Annotated in this window: 23 protein-coding genes; 20 read left to right on the forward strand and 3 right to left on the reverse strand. The window is 44.2% G+C overall.

The features are described from left to right. Nucleotides 1–5: 5 nt before the first annotated feature. Nucleotides 6–500, reverse strand: a complete 495-nt coding sequence (locus IM792_RS12190; protein WP_194102152.1) for a VOC family protein — start codon at nucleotides 498–500, stop codon at nucleotides 6–8. Nucleotides 501–646: 146 nt separating this feature from the next. Here IM792_RS12190 and yihA point away from each other — a divergent pair, with 146 nt between their 5' ends. From yihA to IM792_RS12230, 8 genes are all read left to right on the forward strand, one after another. Then, nucleotides 647–1,267 (forward strand): ribosome biogenesis GTP-binding protein YihA/YsxC, encoded by a 621-nt coding sequence (yihA, locus tag IM792_RS12195; protein WP_194102153.1) that lies wholly within the window; start codon nucleotides 647–649, stop codon nucleotides 1,265–1,267. Further along, nucleotides 1,268–1,630, forward strand: a complete 363-nt coding sequence (locus IM792_RS12200; protein WP_194102154.1) for a hypothetical protein — start codon at nucleotides 1,268–1,270, stop codon at nucleotides 1,628–1,630. A gap of 17 nt (nucleotides 1,631–1,647) precedes the next feature. Next, on the forward strand, nucleotides 1,648–2,502 hold the full coding sequence (locus IM792_RS12205) for a UbiA-like polyprenyltransferase (protein WP_194102155.1): 855 nt from the start codon (nucleotides 1,648–1,650) through the stop codon (nucleotides 2,500–2,502). Next, on the forward strand, nucleotides 2,490–3,098 hold the full coding sequence (locus IM792_RS12210) for a Crp/Fnr family transcriptional regulator (RefSeq protein WP_194102156.1): 609 nt from the start codon (nucleotides 2,490–2,492) through the stop codon (nucleotides 3,096–3,098). The genes IM792_RS12205 and IM792_RS12210 overlap by 13 nt, the downstream gene beginning before the upstream one ends. 73 nt (nucleotides 3,099–3,171) lie before the next feature. Further along, nucleotides 3,172–4,098 (forward strand): NAD-dependent epimerase/dehydratase family protein, encoded by a 927-nt coding sequence (locus IM792_RS12215; protein ID WP_194102157.1) that lies wholly within the window; start codon nucleotides 3,172–3,174, stop codon nucleotides 4,096–4,098. A 65-nt stretch (nucleotides 4,099–4,163) separates the two neighbouring features. Then, nucleotides 4,164–5,864 carry a M3 family oligoendopeptidase gene (locus tag IM792_RS12220; protein ID WP_194102158.1) on the forward strand — a complete coding sequence of 567 codons (1,701 nt, stop codon included), beginning with the start codon at nucleotides 4,164–4,166 and terminating at the stop codon, nucleotides 5,862–5,864. A gap of 266 nt (nucleotides 5,865–6,130) precedes the next feature. Further along, complete coding sequence (locus IM792_RS12225) at nucleotides 6,131–6,784, forward strand: hypothetical protein (protein ID WP_194102159.1); 654 nt, start codon at nucleotides 6,131–6,133, stop codon at nucleotides 6,782–6,784. A 708-nt stretch (nucleotides 6,785–7,492) separates the two neighbouring features. After that, a complete protein-coding gene (locus tag IM792_RS12230) occupies nucleotides 7,493–7,933 on the forward strand; it encodes a retropepsin-like aspartic protease (RefSeq protein ID WP_194102160.1) in 441 nt (146 codons plus the stop codon). A 54-nt stretch (nucleotides 7,934–7,987) separates the two neighbouring features. Here the strand turns inward: IM792_RS12230 and gyrB are convergent, their stop codons facing one another. Next, nucleotides 7,988–9,946 (reverse strand): DNA topoisomerase (ATP-hydrolyzing) subunit B, encoded by a 1,959-nt coding sequence (gene gyrB / locus IM792_RS12235; protein WP_194102161.1) that lies wholly within the window; start codon nucleotides 9,944–9,946, stop codon nucleotides 7,988–7,990. A 148-nt stretch (nucleotides 9,947–10,094) separates the two neighbouring features. Here gyrB and IM792_RS12240 point away from each other — a divergent pair, with 148 nt between their 5' ends. Next, nucleotides 10,095–10,712 (forward strand): OmpH family outer membrane protein, encoded by a 618-nt coding sequence (locus tag IM792_RS12240; RefSeq protein ID WP_228085067.1) that lies wholly within the window; start codon nucleotides 10,095–10,097, stop codon nucleotides 10,710–10,712. 95 nt (nucleotides 10,713–10,807) lie between these two features. On the opposite strand, the gene IM792_RS12245 is transcribed toward IM792_RS12240, so the two are convergent. Further along, complete coding sequence (locus tag IM792_RS12245) at nucleotides 10,808–11,227, reverse strand: RNA-binding S4 domain-containing protein (RefSeq protein ID WP_194102162.1); 420 nt, start codon at nucleotides 11,225–11,227, stop codon at nucleotides 10,808–10,810. A gap of 117 nt (nucleotides 11,228–11,344) precedes the next feature. Here IM792_RS12245 and IM792_RS12250 point away from each other — a divergent pair, with 117 nt between their 5' ends. The 11 genes from IM792_RS12250 to rfbD all read left to right on the forward strand — a co-directional run bounded on the left by IM792_RS12250 (nucleotide 11,345) and on the right by rfbD (nucleotide 20,858). After that, nucleotides 11,345–11,809, forward strand: a complete 465-nt coding sequence (locus IM792_RS12250; RefSeq protein ID WP_194102163.1) for a hypothetical protein — start codon at nucleotides 11,345–11,347, stop codon at nucleotides 11,807–11,809. A 25-nt stretch (nucleotides 11,810–11,834) separates the two neighbouring features. After that, nucleotides 11,835–12,335 carry a hypothetical protein gene (locus IM792_RS12255; protein WP_194102164.1) on the forward strand — a complete coding sequence of 167 codons (501 nt, stop codon included), beginning with the start codon at nucleotides 11,835–11,837 and terminating at the stop codon, nucleotides 12,333–12,335. A 117-nt stretch (nucleotides 12,336–12,452) separates the two neighbouring features. Continuing rightward, nucleotides 12,453–13,268, forward strand: a complete 816-nt coding sequence (locus tag IM792_RS12260) for a 2,3,4,5-tetrahydropyridine-2,6-dicarboxylate N-succinyltransferase (protein WP_194102165.1) — start codon at nucleotides 12,453–12,455, stop codon at nucleotides 13,266–13,268. 134 nt (nucleotides 13,269–13,402) lie between these two features. Beyond that, entirely contained in the window at nucleotides 13,403–14,389 is a 987-nt protein-coding gene (gene waaF / locus IM792_RS12265) for a lipopolysaccharide heptosyltransferase II (protein WP_194102166.1), read from the forward strand. Beyond that, the gene (locus tag IM792_RS12270) at nucleotides 14,382–14,948 is read left to right on the forward strand and encodes an L-threonylcarbamoyladenylate synthase (protein WP_194102167.1); all 567 of its coding nucleotides are present in this window, start codon (nucleotides 14,382–14,384) and stop codon (nucleotides 14,946–14,948) included. Before waaF ends, IM792_RS12270 begins: the two co-directional genes overlap by 8 nt. Before the next feature lie 69 nt (nucleotides 14,949–15,017). After that, complete coding sequence (locus tag IM792_RS12275) at nucleotides 15,018–16,430, forward strand: HD domain-containing protein (RefSeq protein WP_194102447.1); 1,413 nt, start codon at nucleotides 15,018–15,020, stop codon at nucleotides 16,428–16,430. A gap of 35 nt (nucleotides 16,431–16,465) precedes the next feature. Continuing rightward, nucleotides 16,466–17,113, forward strand: a complete 648-nt coding sequence (locus IM792_RS12280) for a hypothetical protein (RefSeq protein WP_194102168.1) — start codon at nucleotides 16,466–16,468, stop codon at nucleotides 17,111–17,113. A gap of 61 nt (nucleotides 17,114–17,174) precedes the next feature. Further along, nucleotides 17,175–18,137 (forward strand): tRNA (adenosine(37)-N6)-dimethylallyltransferase MiaA, encoded by a 963-nt coding sequence (gene miaA, locus IM792_RS12285; RefSeq protein WP_228085069.1) that lies wholly within the window; start codon nucleotides 17,175–17,177, stop codon nucleotides 18,135–18,137. A 235-nt stretch (nucleotides 18,138–18,372) separates the two neighbouring features. After that, nucleotides 18,373–19,425, forward strand: coding sequence for a dTDP-glucose 4,6-dehydratase (rfbB, locus tag IM792_RS12290; RefSeq protein WP_194102169.1), 1,053 nt, complete (start codon nucleotides 18,373–18,375; stop codon nucleotides 19,423–19,425). A gap of 2 nt (nucleotides 19,426–19,427) precedes the next feature. After that, a complete protein-coding gene (rfbC, locus tag IM792_RS12295) occupies nucleotides 19,428–19,982 on the forward strand; it encodes a dTDP-4-dehydrorhamnose 3,5-epimerase (RefSeq protein WP_194102170.1) in 555 nt (184 codons plus the stop codon). Nucleotides 19,983–19,997: 15 nt separating this feature from the next. Then, on the forward strand, nucleotides 19,998–20,858 hold the full coding sequence (gene rfbD, locus IM792_RS12300) for a dTDP-4-dehydrorhamnose reductase (protein ID WP_194102171.1): 861 nt from the start codon (nucleotides 19,998–20,000) through the stop codon (nucleotides 20,856–20,858). The last annotated feature ends 9 nt before the right edge of the window (nucleotides 20,859–20,867 follow it).

The following is a 20,867-nucleotide window of genomic DNA, read 5'->3' on the forward strand; positions in this document are numbered from 1 at the left end:
TGGGTTTACTCACCCTCCGCCAATGCCAACAGTCCCTTTACATCTAAAGCTTTGGTGAACATGGTAATGTTGCCCTGCCCGTCGAGGGGCCACTGGTCGCGGGGGCGATCCCAATAGAGTTCAACACCGTTTTTGTCGGGGTCATCTAAATATATAGCTTCGGATACGCCGTGGTCTGACGCGCCGCTGATCGGGTAACCGGCATCAAGCAATCGCTTTAGTATAACAGCAAGGTCCTTACGTTCGGGGTATAGAATAGCGGTATGGAACAAGCCCGCGGTATGTTGCGGTGCGGGGCCGCCATCCTTACTGTACCAGGTGTTTAGCCCTATATGGTGATGATACCCGCCTGCCGATATAAACGCCGCCTGATCGCCATACATGGTGATGAGCTCGAAGCCCAGCAAACCGACATAAAAATCTATAGCGCGTTGCAGGTTACTTACCTTTAAATGTACATGGCCGATGCGGGTTTTGGCGGGTATGGTGTAGTTGTCCATAAAATTACATGTTTAAACTTCAAATTTATAAATTGGCCAAACAGTATTGGTAATCAGTTTGTAAATATAGCTACAGTGCCGCGGTTGCACTGCATTTTCAGCAGGCTATCGCACATGTGTGAACACTAATATCTATCTTTGCGGTTATGATCGTCAAATCAGCAGAATTTATTTGCAGCAATACACAGATATCCAAACTACCGCCGCCGGTAAAACCTGAGTATGCTTTCATCGGGCGGTCAAACGTGGGTAAGTCATCCCTTATTAATATGCTTACGGGCAAAAAAGGACTTGCAAAAACCTCACAAACACCGGGTAAAACACAGCTGATCAACCATTTTTTAATTAACGACGATTGGTATCTGGTCGATCTGCCCGGGTACGGTTATGCCCGTATCTCCAAAAGTAAAAAGGAGGATTGGAATAAGTTTTTGCGCAATTACCTGGATAAACGTGAGAGCCTGCAATGTGTAATGGTATTGGTTGACAGTCGCCTGGAGCCGCAAAAGATCGACTTTGAATTTTGCAACTGGCTGGGCGAGCATGGTTTACCCTTTGTACTGATATTCACCAAGGCCGATAAGCAATCAGCCATAAAAACAGATCAGAACGTAGCCAAATTCCGCAAGGCTTTAATGGCTACTTTTGAGGAGGCCCCACAGCATTTTATCACCTCGTCCGAAAATCAGATAGGTAAAGATGAAGTGCTGAATTTTGTTCATCAGATAAACCAAAACTTCGAGATACCAGAGTACAAGCAGTTTTAAATGGGCTTAGACATCAGTCATTACATTCCCAGCACCCAAAAACAATTGGATTATTTCACTAAAAGTGAATTGATGATCAATCCTGAATATGTTGAGAAATACAAAGATTTGTTTGTGCTGAATGATGATGGTGATGAAATATTATATGTTGAAGAAATAGGTTATCAGCGTAAATCAATGACATATGGTTTTATAAAAACTTTTGTAAATGATAGACCATATTTCACAGTTGATGATGTGATAGAGGCCGGCAAATTTTTAAGTCCTAAATCTGAAACAATGGATGAACTTAAACAAAAATTTACTGCCAATTTTTTAGATAACTTTATAGAAGGAAAAAGCTTTTTTGCTGCCAACTGGTAAGCAATATTAATATTAACATGAAAAAATATTTATCCCTCGTTACGTTTACGCATACCATATTCGCTATGCCGTTCGCCTTTATCGGCTTCTTTTTGGCGGTAACTACAACTAACCATACATTCGAGTGGCAAAAGCTGCTAATGATGGTTTTGTGTATGGTGTTCGCGCGTAACTCGGCCATGGCCTTTAACCGCTATCTGGACAGGGATATTGATGCCAAAAACCCACGCACCCAGCAAAGGGATATTCCGGCGGGTCGCATAAGCGCGCGTAATGCTTTGGTTTTTACTTTGGCTAACTGTGCATTGTTCATTGGTACTACATGGTTTATTAACCCGCTTTGCTTTTACCTGTCGCCCGTGGCTTTATTGGTGGTGTTAGGGTACAGCGCTACTAAAAGGTTTACCGCCTTGTGCCACATGGTGCTGGGTTTGGGTTTGTCGTTAGCGCCAATCGGCGCTTATCTGGTGGTTACGGGGGCTTTTGCCTTAACGCCTATCTTCTTTTCGCTATCAGTACTATGCTGGGTAAGTGGTTTTGATATTATTTATGCCTTGCAGGATGAGGATTTCGACCGCAGCCAAAGCCTGCATTCTATCCCGGCCTATCTGGGTAAAGTAAGGGCATTAAACCTGTCGACTTTACTGCACGTATTTTCGGCCATATTTATCATGATGCCGGCCGTGGTTACGCATGTTGGCTTTCTGTATTATATAGGTATCGCTTTCTTTTGCGCCATGCTCATCTATCAGCACCTGCTGGTAAAACCTACCGATCTGAGCCGTGTAAATTTTGCCTTCATGACCACTAATGGCATTGCCAGCGTGGTGTTTGCCGTATTGTTTTTGCTGGATAGGGTATGGATCAGATAGACCAGCTCAAAGCTTTCAGGCAGTATATTGAAACCTTTGTGGTTTTTACTGCTGATGAATGGCACGAATTGGAAAAGCATCTCACCTTTATCGAACTTAAAAAGAAAGACTATTTTGCCGAACGCGGCAAGGTATGTCAGCTGTTTGGCTTTATAACCAATGGTTCGGTGCGTTACTTTAGTGTGCGTGAAGATGGTGAGGAGATCACCAACTACTTTAGCTTTACCGGCGAGTTAACAAGCTCGTACAAAAGTTTTGTAAGGCAGCAACCCAGCCTGGTTTACATACAAGCGCTTGAAGATACTTCGTTTATTTGCATAAGCCACAGCAACATGCAAAAGCTGCTTAATAACCCGCAGTTAGGGCATAAAATGGAACGCTTTGGCCGCCTGGTAGCCGAGTATTATTTATGCTGTTATGAAGATAGGGTTCAGGCATTTATCACCCAATCGCCCGAGGAGCGTTATGTAAAACTACTTCAGGATGGGCAAGGCGTTTTGCAACGCATACCACAACATTACATTGCCAACTTTTTAGGGGTTACTCCGGTGTCGCTATCGCGCATCCGCAAACGCATATTTACGGCAACAGGCTGATTTTATTATCTTTTGTTAACGTTTTGGCAGCATTGGGTACGGTAGTTTTGTATAAAACAAAACCACAAAAGCTATGCACACTATATTAGGAGCGGGCGGGCCGGTAGCCAATGCACTTACCCGCCAACTTATTGATCATAACCAAACTATCAATCTGGTTAGTCGCCGCCCGTCAAAATTCAGCGGTAATAATATTACCTGGCAAAAGGCCGATCTGCTTAATCGCGATGAGGTGCTGAATGCCGTTAAAGGCTCAACAGTTATTTACCTGTGCGCCGGTTTGGTGTACGATAAGGATATATGGCGCGCGCAATGGCCCATCATTATGCAAAATGTTATAGAGGCGGCCAAACAAACACAAGCCCGACTTATATTTTTTGATAATGTATATATGTATGGCCTGTTAAACGGCGCCATGACGGAGGATACACCATACAATCCGCAAAGTGTTAAGGGCGAAGTACGCGCCAAAATTGCAACCACCTTAATGGATGAAGCTAAGGCCGGAAACATTACTGCCTCAATTTTGCGTGGTGCCGATTTTTATGGTGCCGAAAGCATGAACAGCTTTTACGATATGATGGTGCTTGATAAATTCTCCAAAGGACAAAAAGCACAATGGATAGGTGATGCCAAAACCAAACATACCTTTACTTATGTGCCCGATGCTGGAAAGGCTATGTATCTGTTAGGCCAAACGCCCGACAGCGATAACCAGATATGGCATGCGCCATCGGCACCGGCATTAACGGGGAAGCAGTTTATTGAACTGGCTGCTGATGTATTTAAGGTAGAGCCGAAGTTTTCGAGCATTAACAAACTAATGTTGTGGATGGCCGGCTTATTCAACAAAACTATTATGGGTACGGTTGAGATGTATTACCAGTACGATCACGATTATATTTTTGATTCATCAAAATTTGAAAAAGCATTCGGCATAAAACCAACAACTTACCTCGAGGGTATAAGCCAATTATCGCAAACACAGTTTAAACGCTGAACCTTTTACCTGCACATGATGTTCAATTGTATAACTTAGCAACATAAAAACGTTTACGTTATACCATGATACACAAAAAAACACGTAAGTATATTCCTGCCAATCTGGATATAAAATGGGAGAACCTTGAACCTGTTTATAACGAACTGGTTAACCGCCCTATTAACTCTGTTGAAGAACTGGAACAATGGCTGCGCGACCGCAGCGAGGTTGAAGCCGCTTTAGAGGAGGACTTTGCCTGGCGCTACATCCGCATGACCTGCGATACCACCAGCGAGGAACTGTTGCAAAACTTTCAATACTTCGCTACCGAGATAGAGCCTAAAACCGCGCCATACAGCAACCAGCTAAACCAAAAGCTGGTTGACAGTGAGTTTGTGAACGATCTGGACGATGATAAATACTTCATTTACCTGCGCGGCGTGCGCAAGGCGCTTGAATTATTCAGGGAAGAAAATATACCGCTGCAAACCGAATTACAGATAGAACAGCAAAAATACCAGGGCATAACCGGCTCCATGAGCGTGCATATTGGCGATAAGGAGTTTACCCTTGAGCAGGCATCGGCCTTATTAAAAGGTACCGACCGTGTGCTGCGCCAGGAGGCATGGCAAAAAATAACCGACCGCCGTTTGCAGGATCGTGAAAAGCTGGATGTGTTGTTTGATCACCTGCGCTCGTTAAGGCATAAGGTGGCTTTGAACGCCGGGTTCGAGAACTTCAGGGATTATATGTTCCAGGCCTTGGGGCGTTTTGATTATACGCCGCAGGATTGCTACGAGTTTCATGCCGCTATTGAAACCGAGATAGTACCCATACTGCGCGAGCAGGCCGAAAAGCGTAAGGAAGCATTAGGCCTTGAAACGCTTAAACCCTGGGATGTTGATGTAGACACATCGGGCAAGGCCCCGTTAAAGCCTTTTAAGGATGGCGATGATCTGATCGAGAAATCAATACAATGCTTTAGCGATATTAACCGCTACCTGGGCGAGCGCCTGGAGATCATGAAAGATAATGGCTTGTTTGATGTGGAGAGCCGCAAAGGCAAGGCTCCGGGTGGCTATAACTATCCGCTTGCCGAAACCGGCGCACCGTTCATCTTCATGAATTCGGCCAATACCTTCCGCGATCTGACTACGATGGTACATGAGGGGGGCCATGCGGTGCATACCTTCCTGACCGCCGATCTGGAACTGAACGATTTTAAACACTGCCCGTCTGAAGTGGCTGAATTGGCCTCTATGTCGATGGAATTAATATCAATGGATAAGTGGACAGTGTATTTTGATAACGAGGAGGACATGAAACGCGCCCGCCGTGATCAGCTGATCGATGTGCTTAAAACCCTGCCCTGGGTGGCCGTTGTTGATCAATTTCAGCATTGGATATATACCAACCCCGACCATACCGCCGAGCAGCGCCGCGAAGCATGGATTCAGATATACGAGCCATTTGGCGCCGGTTTTGTTGACTGGAGCGAATTCCCTGATGCCGAAGCCAACCTGTGGCAAAAGCAGCTGCACATTTTTGAGGTACCATTTTATTATATTGAATATGGTATGGCCCAACTTGGCGCCATTGCCGTATGGAAGAACTATAAGGAGAACCCGGAGAAAGGTTTACAGCAATACCTTGATGCACTGAAACTGGGTTACACCAAAACCATCCGCGAGATATATGAAACCGCCGGTATCAAGTTCGATTTTAGCGCGAGCTATGTTAAGGAACTTGCGGAGTTTGTACGCAGCGAAATGGAAAAACTGTAGCAAATAGCAACAATATCTTGAGGCCTGTATACACAATATACAGGCCTTTTTTATGTAACAATAACGTAAGGTTAAGTAGGTGTTAAGTGTTGATATACTATCAACTTAATAAATATTCAATGTACATCAAGTACCTTAAAATCAATATATTAACTATTATTCATACCTAAAAAAATCAGTGTCATGTTATTATAATACTATAGGTAATCAGCTGATATTGTACAGTAAAACATACGCATTGGCACAGTTATAGCATTACACAAAGCATGAAAAAGATAGCATTATTTATACTCGGCATAATGGCTTTCAGTTTTGCAGCAAGTGCGCAGGAATTAAAGCCGGTAAAAATTGATAGTGTTGTTTCTGTCAACCTACCTGTTGAACATGAAGTAAAAGACACATTAGGTCAAAAAATATATTCGGGCAGTGGCTCGTTAGGTTATATGGTGGTTATTCGTGCTTCGAATGCCAGCAACAAACCGCTTGAAAAGGAAAAAGACCTGAACAACGTATTCAAAGAATATATTAAAAAGGTACAAGGCCAGTCGTCAGGTAGCGTGTTAAACGCTCGTGATACTACTATAGGTAACCTTAAAGCTAAGGTATTTGCCCTTGAGGCCGATAACGGTAGCGGTGTTGAGTTAAGGGATTTCGCGGTGATCTACACTAAAGATGCTACTTATACCTTTGAGTACATGTACCCTGAAAGCCGTAAAGCTTTAGTAAAGGCAGAGAACGGAGCATTTTTCAGTTCGATCAAAGCCTCGCAAGAATTGCAACGTACCGACCAGTATGTAAACACCGAACCAAGTGGTGTTTCGCAAACCGGTAAAATAGCTATATATGGTGGCGGTGCACTGTTGTTAGGTTTAATAGCCTTCTTTGTTTTCCGCAAAAGGGAACAAACCGCATTGTCATAATCCAGGAATTAGTATATATAATTAAAGGGTCACGCTCATTTGAGTGTGGCCCTTTTTGTTACCACACTTAAGCGGAAAGCTCTTGTGGGTTTAATTAAAAAAACAAATATTAATACCGCTTTATCCTAATGTCATTTCGAACGACGTATTAGGAGAAATCTGTCGCTTTAACATGAACGCAGATAGATTTCTCGCTATCGCTCGAAATGACAGGACTAAAAAATATAAAAGCACAAACCGCAAATCACCTTTCTCACCGGCATCAGAAATGCCCGGAGTAGCACAAGCCCAGCCAAAGTAGAAACTTTCACCGGGCAGGGCGTAGACGGCGATTTATTCGCTGTTGTTTGTTTTTTTATTGGTGCTCATGAGATCGCTATCGCTAAGGTTTGTTTCTTTTGATCGCTCAAAAGAAATTGAGGACAGGTAATGAAGCGATTTTAAGATAGTGCTATTGTTAGGTGGTTGTGCTTTTAACCATCGTCAGTCTGCTCTTGGCCGCAGAGGCCAGTTACTTTGTCTTAGACACAAAGTAACCAAAAGTCAAGCCGGAAAAAACCTTCATCCGCACAGGCCATACTCCCTGGCCCGGTTTTCCAGCAGGCCTACGCTCTTTTTAAATTGATACTTTTTGGGGTTGCGATGTATAATTTTACTTAGTTATATCATAACATTACCACATTAATTAAACCACTATCTTTATCGCCAATGCAATACACCATACCCCTACAAATTATCGATTTACAAGGCGATGGTTTTCATCCGCTTGTGGATATATCCCTTTTCGGAAAAACATATAAGCTGGTGCTTGATACCGGCGCATCGCGCACAGCACTGGATAAAACCCTGCTGGCCGAAGCTAATGGCGACGAATTCATTTTTGCCAGCGATAAATTGTCGACCGGGCTGGGCACTAACTCCATGGTATCGTTTACAGCTATGTTAAGCGATATGTACCTGGGCGAATTAAAGCTGGATAGCTTCGACGTTGCCGTGCTTGATCTATCAACCATCAACATAGCCTATGAGCAGCTTAACAACCCCAAAGTACTGGGTGTTTTGGGTGGCGATGTGTTGATGAAATACAAGGCCATTATCGACTATGGCAAACAACATATCACTTTAAAAACACGTCGCCGAAAAGCATAAAAAAAGCCTCTCAAAATAAATTGAGAGGCTTTTAGTTTTATATATTGCCAATAATTACGCGTCGATTTTGGCGTATTTGGCGTTCTTTTCAATAAACTCGCGGCGTGGGGCAACCTCATCACCCATCAGCATGCTGAAGGTATGGTCGCACTCGGCAGCGTTTTCAATAGTTGCCTGTTTAAGTGTACGTGTGGCAGGGTTCATGGTAGTTTCCCAAAGCTGCTCAGCGTTCATCTCACCCAAACCTTTGTAACGCTGTACGTGCACGCTATCTTCTTTACCGGCACCTTTTAGGCGTTGTATAGCATTATCGCGCTGCTCATCATTCCAACAATACTCCTGCTCCTTACCTTTTTTAACCAGGTAAAGCGGTGGCGATGCAATGTATACATAACCAAACTCAACCAGCTCCTTCATATAACGGAAGAAGAAGGTCAGGATCAATGTGGTAATGTGCGAACCGTCAACGTCGGCATCCGTCATGATCACAATTTTGTGGTAACGAAGCTTGGTAATGTTAAGCGCCTTGGCATCCTCCGGCGTACCAATGCTTACACCCAGCGCGGTAAACATATTCTTGATCTCCTCATTCTCGTAGATCTTATGTTCCATCGCTTTCTCAACATTCAATATTTTACCACGCAGAGGTAATATAGCCTGCGTATCGCGGTTACGGCCTTGTTTGGCTGTACCACCCGCCGAGTCACCTTCGACCAGGTAGATCTCGCACAATGCAGGATCGCTGTTGGCACAATCGGCCAGTTTACCCGGCAAGCCTGATCCACCCATTACGTTTTTACGCTGCACCATCTCACGTGCCTTACGTGCCGCTGCACGGGCAGTAGCCGCCAGGATCACCTTTTGCACTATCATGCGGGCCTCTTTCGGATTTTCTTCCAGATAGTTGCTCAATATCTCGCCAACGGCAACGTTAACCGCGCCACTTACCTCGCTGTTACCCAGCTTGGTTTTGGTTTGACCCTCAAATTGAGGCTCGGCCACCTTTACTGAAATAATAGCGGTAAGGCCCTCGCGGAAGTCATCACCGGTAATTTCAACCTTAACGTTTTTCAGCAAGCCTTCTTTATCGGCGTATGATTTTAGCGTACGCGTTAAACCCATACGGAAACCGGCCACGTGTGTACCGCCCTCAATGGTGTTAATGTTATTTACGTACGAGTGTACATTCTCTGAGTAGCTATCGTTATACTGCAAGGCCAGCTCAACAGGTACGCCCTGTTTGGTGCCCTCAACATAAATAGGCTCCGGAATAATAGAGGCACGGGTGCCATCTAAAAACTTAACAAACTCTTTAAGGCCACCTTCTGAGAAGAACTCCTCGGCCTGGTAACCACCTTCAGGCATTTCCTCACGCTCATCAGTTAGTGTTAAGCGGATGCCTTTGTTTAGGAAGGCCAGCTCGCGTAAACGTGCCGCCAGGGTATCATACTTGTACTCTAAAGTAGTGGTGAATATCTCCGGATCGGGCTGGAATGTTTGTATAGTACCGGTACGCGCGCTTTCGCCTATTGATTTTACATCAAACAAAGGCTTACCACGCTCATACTCCTGTGTAAATATCTTGCCCTCGCGGTGTACTACAGTTTTTACGTGGGTTGACAGCGCGTTAACACAACTGATACCCACACCGTGCAAACCGCCCGATACCTTGTAAGTATCCTTATCAAATTTACCGCCCGCGTGCAGCACGGTCATTACAATTTCGAGTGCTGATTTATTCTCTTTAGTATTGATACCTGTAGGTATACCACGGCCGTTATCTTCAACCGTAATGGAGTTACCTTTATGTATAGTAACCTTAATATCATCACAATAGCCGGCAAGTGCCTCATCTATCGAGTTATCAACCACCTCATATACCAGGTGGTGTAAACCTTTAACACCGGTATCGCCAATGTACATTGAGGGGCGCTTGCGCACAGCTTCTAAACCCTCTAAAACCTGTATATTATCTGCTGAGTAATTTGATTTATCCTGATTTTGTTCGCTCATAAATAATTGAAAGAATAACCTTCAAAAATACGAAAAATATGCGAGATTACCGCTATGTTGATAAATACGCCGCTGTGGAAACTTGCCCGGTAAATGATTAGGATAGTTACTGGTAAAGATTATATTTGTGAAATTTTTTTACTGAAGGATGATGATACACAAAGCCTCTTACTTTTCAAAACTGACTTTAGGAGCTGCATCAGCAGCATTATTAATAGCCGGAACGTTAGCGGCTTGTAACAACGCGCAAAAACCTGCCGATAAGCCTGCAACAAGCGCTGCTTCAACCAGCACCGCCGCTGCCAAAGAAACCATTGTTTATATTAACCAGGACACCCTTTTGGCTAAATACGACTATGTGAAGGACATGGGCGACCGCCTGCAAAAGAAAGGCAAAGCCGCGCAGGGTGATGTTGACTCACGCAAACAAGCCGTACAACGCGAGATTGTTGAGTACCAAAAGAACGCCGCTACCATGAGCGCCGACCAACGTGCTGCAACTGAGCAACGCTTACAGAAAAAAGCACAAGAAGTGCAAGGTTATGAGCAAAACGCCGGTGCTGCTTTCCAAAACTCACAAGGCGAAGAACAGGACAAACTGTTTAACAAAGTGAGCGAGTTCACTAAAAAATACGCCAAAGAAAAAGGCTACAAAATGATATTAAGCTACTCGCGCCTTAACCCTACCGTGTTATATGGCGACGAAAGCCTTGACGTTACTGCCGATGTGGTAAAACGCCTTAACGAGGAGTATAACAAAAAGTAATTATATGCAGATTTGCTGATGTGCAGATATGCAAATGAAAAAGCCGCAGCTTCTATTTTGAACTGCGGCTTTTTTGTTGAGCATGTATTTTCGGATTATTCTTCGTCGCTGTCTTTGGTGTTGTTTTGAAAGTAGCCTTCCTGCAAATCGTCTATTTCGCGACGGTCGCGTTTGGTAGGACGACCCGCGCCACGGTCGCGGCGTAAAGTTGGCGCCTGAAACATGGATTGAAACGAATGAGTATCCTGCACCGGGGTCAAATCCTCATAAAAATCAACGGCCTTTTTAGCATCGACACGGTTCTCCAGCAATCCAGTAACCTTCACCACCTTGCGCTCCAGGCCTTTTGATACATTGTAAATATCCCCCAGCTTAACCTCGTACGATGCTTTTAGATTTTGGCCATCTTTTTTAATACGCCCCGCCTTGCAGGCGTCAGCAGCCAGCGTACGGGTTTTAAACAGGCGTATGGCCCAAAGGTATTTATCTATACGTAATTTCTCTTTTTCAGGCATGAGGCAAAGGTACAGCTAAGATAATAATTCCAAATAGTGTATAGTTATATAATCTCATGTATTAAAACATCTCAATTAAAAACACATTTATACTTTTGCATCATACATAAATTATATATGGCTACTGAAAACGACAGATACGAGGACGAGTTTGACGAGGAGAACGAAGATAACTACCAGCAAGAGCAGGGTGACTATATTGAGCTGTACTCAAAATGGAGTATATGGGGGTTCAGCATATTTTTTTCGAGCTTTTTTGGGGCGGCATTGCTGATACGCAATCTTTATGTTTCGGGCTTTAAAAGGGCGGCTTGGGGAATAGGGGCTTTTGCGGTGGCTTACTCATGTGTATCGTACGCGGCAATTATGGCTTTACACAACAACGTTGGGGTTATAGTTGCCAATGTAATAGGTGGTTATTTATATGGCGAGTTCTTTTTTAAACGCTATTTTCCGGAGGAGGATTATTATCCTAAAAGCATTTGGGGTGCGTTGGGTGTGGCTGTGCTTGTTTCAGTAGCTTTTGTGTTACTCACCTTTTACCTCGATCCGGAGGCTATAAAACAGTTAAGAGCCCAATAAATCATCATTAAAATTTATTCTACTGATGATAAGATCCACTTTATTACTTGCTGTATTAGGCATAATCCTATTAAGTGCTTGCCGAAATAAAGAGGTTACTACTGTATCGATAAACAAAGTTCTAATCAATTGTACGTTTGACAAAAATGGCGACGACCATGTAGTTATTTTTTTATCGGTAATTAGTGGCTCAGATCAAGATATAGCAATTAACAGAGGCTCTGATAACCGAGGTTACGATTTATTTCTTACCTCAAAACACTTAATATCCGGATCTGTAAAACTCCGCTTATCAGGAGGTTCGCAGGATATAATTAAAGCTATGCAAACAGTTAAGCTTTCAACTACCCTTGACATAGAAAAATTAAGAAAATTGTTACAAACCGATAGCATCGTTACAGATACTGAAGTTTCAAACTTTATACAAAGCAAAAGCTATTATGTAATGCTATCATCTCACGACAGAAAAGTTTCTTTATTATCTAAAAATGATGATTTTGCCATCACTTGTGCCGGGAACCAATAAAATTGAATGACAACTGTTTGATAAACACTAAAGTTCTGTTTCAAACAGTTATAAATTAAACTTAAAATCGAATAAAAGTTAAAAATCCGTTAATTTGCCCAAAGTTTAAATAATACCATGCAAGATCTGAAAAAACTTATTGAAGAAGCCTGGGAAGACCGCGCCCTGCTGCAATATAACGAATACAAAGACGCCATTGAAACCGTTATTGAACGGTTAGATAAAGGCGAATACCGCGTTGCCGAGGTTATCGGCGGTCGCTGGCATACTAACGACTGGATTAAGAAAGCCGTGATTTTGTACTTCCCTATCCGCAATATGGAGGAGATCAAAACAGGTCCGTTCGTTTTCCATGATAAAATGGCTCTTAAAACCGACTATAAGCAAACCGGTGTTCGCGTGGTGCCGCATGCTATTGCCCGTTACGGCGCGCATTTGGCCAAAGGCGTTATCATGATGCCATCGTACGTAAATATAGGCGCTTTTGTTGACGAGGGTACCATGGTTGATACCTGGGCTACCGTAGGCTCGTGTGCGCAAATTGGCAAACACGTACACCTTAGTGGTGGTGTAGGCATTGGCGGTGTGTTGGAGCCTGTACAGGCTGCACCTGTTATTATTGAGGATAACTGCTTTATCGGCTCACGCGCCATTGTAGTTGAAGGTGTACACGTTGAGTCTGAGGCTGTACTGGGCGCTAACGTGGTATTAACCGCTTCAACTAAAATTATTGATGTTACCGGCGAGGAGCCGATTGAATATAAAGGTCGTGTACCGGCACGCTCGGTAGTTATACCGGGGTCGTATACCAAAAAATTCCCTGCGGGCGAGTACCAGGTGCCTTGTGCCATTATCATCGGCAAACGCAAGGAATCAACCGACAAAAAAACTTCGCTGAACGACGCCCTGCGCGAAAACAACGTTGCAGTTTAATTGGTGAGTAATGAGGTGTGAATAGTGAGTAATATTGAAACTGAGCAATAAACAGATAAAACAATATCTGATAAACGCTCCGATATTCTTACTCACTATTCACAACTCACCATTCACCCCTCATCTCCATCCAAATGAAGATACTGATCAGGTTGCCCAACTGGCTTGGCGATGTGGTGATGAGCACCTCTTTCGTTACCGCGGTAAAGCAGCTTTATCCTGATGCGCAAATTGATGTGATCATTAAGCAGGAGTTGAAGGGCATTGCCGCCCTTATTCCGGGTATCAGCAATATCTATCCCTTTTCTAAGCAGGAATTTAAAGGCCTGCGCGGTGTATACCGCTTCGGCAAAACCCTGCGCAATAAACAGTACGATATTTATTTTAACCTGCCGCCATCGCTGTCATCAGCTATGATGGCCTTTGGTACCCGTGCAAAAAAGCGTGTAGGTTTTGGTAACGAGGGTGGCTTTTTGCTGCTCACCAAAGCTTGTAAGCGTCCAAATAATGTGCACCGGGTACGCGAATACATTGCCCTGTTGGAGCAATTCACAGGCAAACCCATACCATCCGAACCGGTTAAGCTTGTGGCTCATGCTTTGGTTAACGACCCTAAGCAGTTGCTGGTAAACATTAATTCGGAGGCATCATCACGCCGTATGCCTGTCGATAAGGGTATTGCGCTGCTTAACCTGTTGTTGAGTACCTTTGCTGATGTTAGCATCGGCATGATCGGTTCGCCAAAGGATGCAGAGCATGTGAACACTATATTGACCGGTGTTACCGATAAGGACAGAATAGTGAACCACACCGGACAAACCAACCTCAGCAACCTGGCATCGCTAATGGCGGGTAAGGCGGCTTTGCTTACGGTTGATTCCGGTCCGGCGCATTTGGCAAACAGCGTTGGGCTGCCGGTTGTAGTATTATTTGGCGCCGGTAACGAGCACAATACCGAGCCGTTTAACCTGGATGATATGACGGTTATACGCGCCGGTGAACTTAACTGCGAACCGTGTGTGCGCAACACCTGCAAGCTTTACGGCATACCCAAATGTATGCAGTTACTTAACGAAACAAAAATTATTGAAGCCCTGAGTAAATACTTAAATCATGCTTAAAGACGAAGTTGCAAAAGCCCTTAAAGTTATACAGGATGGCGGTATCATCCTCTACCCTACTGATACCATTTGGGGTATTGGCTGCGATGCTACCAACACCGAGGCCGTGAAAAAGATATTCGCCCTTAAACAGCGCGAAGAAGCCAAAAGCATGATCATTTTGCTGGATACCGACAATAAACTGCAAAGCTACGTGCGCGAAGTACCCGACATTGCTTACGACCTGATAGAATATGCCGAAAATCCGCTTACGCTGGTTATGCCGGGCGCCAAAAACATATCCGAAGCATTGATAGCCACTGATGGCAGCGTGGGCATACGTGTTGCCAAACACCCGTTTTGCGAGCAGCTGATACAGCGTTTGCGTAAACCATTGGTATCAACATCGGCCAATATTAGCGGCCAGCCATCGCCCCAAAACTTTGGCGAAATAGCTCAGGATATTATAGAAGGTGTTGATTATGTGGTGGATATCGATCAGCACGATACCTCGTTAAAAAAGCCATCAACCATAATGCGTTTAGCGCCCGATGGCCGGTTTGAGTTTCTGCGGAGGTAATAGGTTGTTTTATTACTCATTTTCCTAAATTTGCACCTTTCATTAATGCCCGACGGGCATTTACCGGTAATGAAGGAGCACCTGCAACACCATATATTTAAAGTGATATCGCAACTGGCGGGTCAGCAAAATGTGCAGGCATATGCCATTGGCGGTTTCGTGCGCGATCTGTTCCTGAACCGCCCCTCAAAGGATATTGATGTGGTGGTGATAGGTAACGGCATCACCTTTGCCGAGGCTGTGGCCAAAAAACTTAACGTACAGGTATCGGTATTTAAAAACTTTGGCACCGCCATGCTTAAGTATCACGATATGGAGGTGGAGTTTGTGGGCGCACGCCGTGAATCGTACCGCCGCGACTCGCGCAAGCCTATTGTGGAGGATGGTACTTTGGAAGATGACCAAAACCGTCGCGATTTTACCATCAATGCGCTGGCGTTATCCTTACATCCTGATAATTTTGGTGAATTGCTTGATCCGTTTGGTGGTATAACCCACCTGGAGCAAAAGCTGATAAAAACGCCGCTTAATCCGGTCGAAACATTTAGCGATGACCCCTTGCGCATGATGCGGGCCATACGCTTTGCCACACAGCTTAATTTTAAGATAGATGATACAGCGGTAGAAGCCATAAAAGCTAATACTGATCGTATCAAAATTATATCGCAGGAGCGGATATCGGATGAATTGAATAAGATCATCCTGTCCCCAAAGCCATCAATAGGTTTTGAATACCTGTTTGATACCGGCTTGCTGCATAAAATATTCCCGCAAATGGTGGCGCTGTATGGCGTTGAGTACCGCGATGGTAAAGGCCATAAGGACAATTTTTACCACACTTTGCAGGTACTGGATAATATTTGCGAAACAACTACCGACCTTTGGTTGCGCTGGGCTGCCATATTGCACGATATTGCCAAGCCGCCTACCAAACGCTTTGAACCCGGCCACGGCTGGACGTTTCATGGCCACGAGGACAAAGGCGCGCGCATGGTGCCCAAAATATTCGCGCAGCTAAAACTTCCGCTTAATGATAAGATGAAGTTTGTACAAAAAATGGTACAGCTGCACCTGCGCCCTATCGTATTGTCGCAATCTGTAGTAACTGATTCGGCTGTTAGGCGTTTACTTTTTGAGGCCGGTGATGATATTGACAGCCTGATGCAACTGTGCAAGGCCGATGTTACCACCAAAAACGAGTACAAGGTTAAAAAGTACCGTCAAAATTTTGAGCTGGTACAACAAAAACTAAAGGATGTTGAGGAACGCGACAGTATACGCAACTGGCAGCCGCCCGTTACCGGTACTGATATTATGGAGATATTCGGCTTAAAAGAAGGCCGCGAGGTGGGCATTATCAAAAACCAGATACGCGAAGCCATACTTGAAGGCGAGATTCCTAATACCCGTGAGGCAGCGCTTGAATTTACAATTGAAAAAGGCACACAAATTGGCTTAAAAGTTGTTGCTCAATCCAAATAAAAAAAACATTATTAATTTTGATAAAAATATAACAAATGGCAGTATACAGGTTTAGGGTCACTTTTGAGGATTATGATGATATTGTAAGGGAGATCGATGTAAAATCGAACCAAACTTTTCAGGATCTTCATTACGCTATACATAAATCTACCGGATATAATCCTGAGTATTCTTCATCATTTTACATCAGTAACGATCAATGGACCAAAGGCGAGGAGATCACCTTTATGCCCACCCAGCGCAAAATTGATCGTGGTATTGCCCTGATGGAAAAAGTGAGGCTGAGCGGTTTTATTGATGATCCGCACCAAAAGTTTTACTACACCTTTAACTTTGACCGCCCTTTCGATTTCCACGTTGAGTTGATGAAGATCATTTTAGATGAATCGCCAAAGGCTGAATATCCGCAGGTGGTACGTTCGGTTGGCGAAGCACCTAAGCAATTCGGCAACGTGTTCAACCCAACCATACTGCCGCCAACCAGCGAGGAGTTTGACTTTTTGAACGAGATGGAATACAATCCGGAAGACACCGAGAACTTTACGGAAGTTGACGAAACCGGCGAAGCCGTTGTTGACGAGGAAGAAGAATCAGCAGAAGATGATGAATTTGGCAGTGAGTTTTCAGATAATGAAGGCTTTGAGGACGAAGATCGCGGCCGTGGCAGCAGGGATGATTATTAATTGGTCCATAGTCGATTGACCATGGTCAATCGACTATGGTCAAGAAATACAACAAATAGCGATGGCTTTAAAAAACCGTCGCTATTTGATTTTTAAAACCTTTATTAACCTGATGGTTCATCAACCCAAAACACTTATTGTAGTAGCAGGCCCTACGGCGGTGGGTAAAACCGCGGCTGCCATACAACTGGCCCGACATTATAATACGGTAGTAGTATCGGCCGATTCGAGGCAGTTTTTTAGGGAGATGAGCATCGGTACCGCCAAGCCTGATGCTGATGAATTAGCAGCGGCAAAGCATTACTTTATTGACTCGCATTCTATAACCGAAAATTTCAACGTCGGCGATTACGAGAAGCAGGCATTACAACTACTGGATGAACTGTTTAAAGTACATGATGTAGTAATATTAGCCGGAGGTTCAGGCTTATACATAAAAGCCGTTTGCGAGGGCTTTGATGAATTACCTGTAGCGGCTGCCAGTGTGCGTGATAACCTAAGCAGGGAATTGGAGCAGCATGGCATCACCCATCTTCAGCAAAAGTTAAAGGATGCTGACCCTGATTATTATAATGAGGTTGACCTGAGTAACCCGCAACGGATTATACGTGCGCTGGAGGTTTTTGAAACAACTGGCAAGCCATTTTCATCATACCGTACGGCTAATACCAATAAGCGGCCGTTCAATATTATTAAACTGGCATTGACCATGCCGCGAGAGCAGCTTTACGATCGTATTAACCGCCGGGTGGACATCATGATGGAACAGGGTTTGCTTGATGAAGTTAGGACATTGCTCGCCTATCGCCATTTAAACGCGTTGAATACGGTAGGCTATACTGAATTATTCGATTATATCGATGAAAAGATTGATCTGAAAACCGCCATCGACATGATCAAACAAAATACCCGTCGTTTTGCGAAAAGGCAACTCACCTGGTTCAGGCGCGATGCTGATGTAAAATGGATAGAGCTGAACGGCGATGATGTTTTGCCGCTGATGCTTAAAAACATTGATATATAGTATATACCAGTTTAAATTTTTGCTGTTAGCTATATAGTTTATACATTTATGAAACAATATTATAGCCGGCATTGCAACATTCAATTTTATTATTAAACACATTGACGGTTTCTGCGTATAAATGCATGATGAACTGATTATTATATTTATTAAAAAATCTATAAAACCTTAGTTTCATTACAACTTTATCATTATTTTCGGCCAATAACAATTATAATTATATTAATCACGCTATATGAAAACAATAATAATTACCGGAGGTGCCGGTTTCATTGGGTCGCACGTGGTGAGGCGTTTTGTTACAAATTACCCTGATTACCAGATCATCAATGTGGATGCACTTACCTATGCCGGTAATTTAGAGAACCTCAAAGACATTGAAAATCAGCCTAATTACATCTTCGAGCGTGCCGATATTAAGGACGCGGCTGCCATCAATGAAATTTTTGAGAAATATGGTGTAACAGATGTGGTGCATCTGGCTGCCGAATCGCACGTTGACCGCTCGATCACCAATCCGCTTGATTTTGTGTATACTAACGTGATAGGTACCGTAACCCTGCTTGAAGCCGCCAAACAATTTTGGAAGGATGATTACTCAAATCACCTGTTCTATCATATATCAACCGATGAGGTTTACGGCTCGTTAGGTACCGAGGGTTTCTTTACCGAAACTACCAAGTACGATCCGCATTCGCCATACAGCGCCAGCAAGGCATCAAGCGATCACTTTGTGCGTGCTTACCATGATACTTATGGCATACCTGTCATCGTATCAAACTGCTCAAACAACTACGGGCCAAATCATTTCCCTGAGAAACTGATACCACTGCTGATCAACAATATATTGAACAACAAACCGCTGCCGGTTTACGGTAACGGCATGAACGTGCGCGATTGGTTGTATGTAATTGACCACGCCCGCGCTATCGACCTCATATTCCATAAAGGCAATAACGGCGATACCTACAACATTGGCGGCTTTAACGAGTGGGCTAATATTGACCTGGTGCGCGTGCTTTGTCGCCAGATGGACGAAAAACTTGGTCGTGAGGCTGGTACTAACGAAAAGCTGATCACGTTTGTGAAAGACCGCCCGGGCCACGATGCCCGATACGCTATCGACGCTACCAAACTGAACAAAGAGTTAGGTTGGGAGCCATCAGTAACGTTTGAGCAGGGCCTTTCAGCAACTATTGACTGGTATCTGAACAATAAGGCCTGGATTGAGCATGTTACCAGCGGCGCATATTCAGACTATTACGAAACCCAATACGATAAACGCTAAATATGACCATTGAACTTACCCCGCTTGAGGGTTGCGTGTTACTAAAACCACGGGTATTTAATGATGACCGTGGCTACTTTTTTGAAAGCTATAATCAACAAACCTTTAACGAGCTTACCGGCACCAATACCACCTTTGTGCAGGATAATCAATCCTATTCATCAAAAGGTACATTACGTGGTCTGCACCTGCAAAAAGGTGAACACGCCCAGGCTAAACTGGTACGTGTAATTAAAGGCGAAGTATTGGATATCGCTGTTGACCTGCGCCCAGGCTCGGCTACTTACGGGCAGTACTATGGCGCACGCTTGAGTGAAGAAAATCAGCATCAGCTGTTTGTACCACGAGGTTTCGCGCATGGGTTTGTGGTATTGAGCGATACCGCCATTTTTGCTTACAAATGCGATAATTTTTATAACAAAGTATCAGAGGGTGGTTTGCATTATGCCGATCCATCACTAAATATAGACTGGATATTACCTGCCGATACATTGCAAACATCAGAGAAGGACAGGATATTACCCTACCTTGCCGATGTGCAGGAACCATTCTTTTAACATCTACCACAAAGCATGAAGAATATAGTAATATTCGGGGCGAATGGCCAGTTGGGTACCTGCTTCAAACAGATAGCCGAAAACGAGGGCATTACCGAAATTTATTTTCCGGGCGAGGGCGAGGCGAACATACTCGACCTTGATGGGCTGAAGAAGATATTTGAAACGCAACGCCCGGCCTATGCCATTAACTGCGCGGCCTATACCGCTGTTGATAAGGCTGAGGATGATTACGAAACAGCCGATAAGGTAAACAAGGTAGGTGCCGAAAACCTGGCCAAATTTTGCCTTGAATATGGCACCACGCTCATTCACACATCAACTGATTTTGTGTTTGAGGGCAACGCCTCCACCCCTCGCGTTGAGGATGATATTGCCAAACCGATAAACGCTTACGGCCAAACCAAACTGGATGGCGAACTGGCTATCAGCAGCGTGTTAGAGAAGTACTTTATACTGCGTACCAGCTGGCTATACTCTGAGTATGGTAATAACTTTGTTAAAACCATGCTTAAGCTGGGTGCCGAGCGGGAGCAATTAACCATTATTGCCGATCAGGTGGGTACGCCTACTTACGGCATCGATCTGGCGTATGCCATATTGGAGATCATTAAAACCGAAAGCACCGCTTATGGCCTGTATCATTACAGTAACGAGGGTGTGGCATCGTGGTATGATTTTGCCAAGGCGATATTCGCGCTATCAGAAACGCATGTTAAAACCTTGCCTATACCAACCAGCGCTTACAAAACAAGGGCGGTGCGCCCGGCCTATTCGGTAATGGATAAAAGCAAGATCAAGAACGCGCTAAGCATCGAGATTCCTTACTGGCGCGATAGTTTGGAGATTTGCATCAACAGACTGAAAAACAACTAACAAAAACAA

It is taken from the genome of Mucilaginibacter sp. JRF (genome assembly GCF_015223065.1).
Taxonomy (GTDB): Bacteria; Bacteroidota; Bacteroidia; order Sphingobacteriales; family Sphingobacteriaceae; genus Mucilaginibacter.

Coding starts and splice junctions, on each gene's coding strand:
- IM792_RS12190 (WP_194102152.1), bottom strand. CDS start 500: ATGGACAACTACACCATACCCGCCAAAACCCGCATCGGCCATGTACAT.
- yihA (WP_194102153.1), top strand. CDS start 647: ATGATCGTCAAATCAGCAGAATTTATTTGCAGCAATACACAGATATCC.
- IM792_RS12200 (WP_194102154.1), top strand. CDS start 1,268: ATGGGCTTAGACATCAGTCATTACATTCCCAGCACCCAAAAACAATTG.
- IM792_RS12205 (WP_194102155.1), top strand. CDS start 1,648: ATGAAAAAATATTTATCCCTCGTTACGTTTACGCATACCATATTCGCT.
- IM792_RS12210 (WP_194102156.1), top strand. CDS start 2,490: ATGGATCAGATAGACCAGCTCAAAGCTTTCAGGCAGTATATTGAAACC.
- IM792_RS12215 (WP_194102157.1), top strand. CDS start 3,172: ATGCACACTATATTAGGAGCGGGCGGGCCGGTAGCCAATGCACTTACC.
- IM792_RS12220 (WP_194102158.1), top strand. CDS start 4,164: ATGATACACAAAAAAACACGTAAGTATATTCCTGCCAATCTGGATATA.
- IM792_RS12225 (WP_194102159.1), top strand. CDS start 6,131: ATGAAAAAGATAGCATTATTTATACTCGGCATAATGGCTTTCAGTTTT.
- IM792_RS12230 (WP_194102160.1), top strand. CDS start 7,493: ATGCAATACACCATACCCCTACAAATTATCGATTTACAAGGCGATGGT.
- gyrB (WP_194102161.1), bottom strand. CDS start 9,946: ATGAGCGAACAAAATCAGGATAAATCAAATTACTCAGCAGATAATATA.
- IM792_RS12240 (WP_228085067.1), top strand. CDS start 10,095: ATGATGATACACAAAGCCTCTTACTTTTCAAAACTGACTTTAGGAGCT.
- IM792_RS12245 (WP_194102162.1), bottom strand. CDS start 11,227: ATGCCTGAAAAAGAGAAATTACGTATAGATAAATACCTTTGGGCCATA.
- IM792_RS12250 (WP_194102163.1), top strand. CDS start 11,345: ATGGCTACTGAAAACGACAGATACGAGGACGAGTTTGACGAGGAGAAC.
- IM792_RS12255 (WP_194102164.1), top strand. CDS start 11,835: ATGATAAGATCCACTTTATTACTTGCTGTATTAGGCATAATCCTATTA.
- IM792_RS12260 (WP_194102165.1), top strand. CDS start 12,453: ATGCAAGATCTGAAAAAACTTATTGAAGAAGCCTGGGAAGACCGCGCC.
- waaF (WP_194102166.1), top strand. CDS start 13,403: ATGAAGATACTGATCAGGTTGCCCAACTGGCTTGGCGATGTGGTGATG.
- IM792_RS12270 (WP_194102167.1), top strand. CDS start 14,382: ATGCTTAAAGACGAAGTTGCAAAAGCCCTTAAAGTTATACAGGATGGC.
- IM792_RS12275 (WP_194102447.1), top strand. CDS start 15,018: ATGAAGGAGCACCTGCAACACCATATATTTAAAGTGATATCGCAACTG.
- IM792_RS12280 (WP_194102168.1), top strand. CDS start 16,466: ATGGCAGTATACAGGTTTAGGGTCACTTTTGAGGATTATGATGATATT.
- miaA (WP_228085069.1), top strand. CDS start 17,175: ATGGCTTTAAAAAACCGTCGCTATTTGATTTTTAAAACCTTTATTAAC.
- rfbB (WP_194102169.1), top strand. CDS start 18,373: ATGAAAACAATAATAATTACCGGAGGTGCCGGTTTCATTGGGTCGCAC.
- rfbC (WP_194102170.1), top strand. CDS start 19,428: ATGACCATTGAACTTACCCCGCTTGAGGGTTGCGTGTTACTAAAACCA.
- rfbD (WP_194102171.1), top strand. CDS start 19,998: ATGAAGAATATAGTAATATTCGGGGCGAATGGCCAGTTGGGTACCTGC.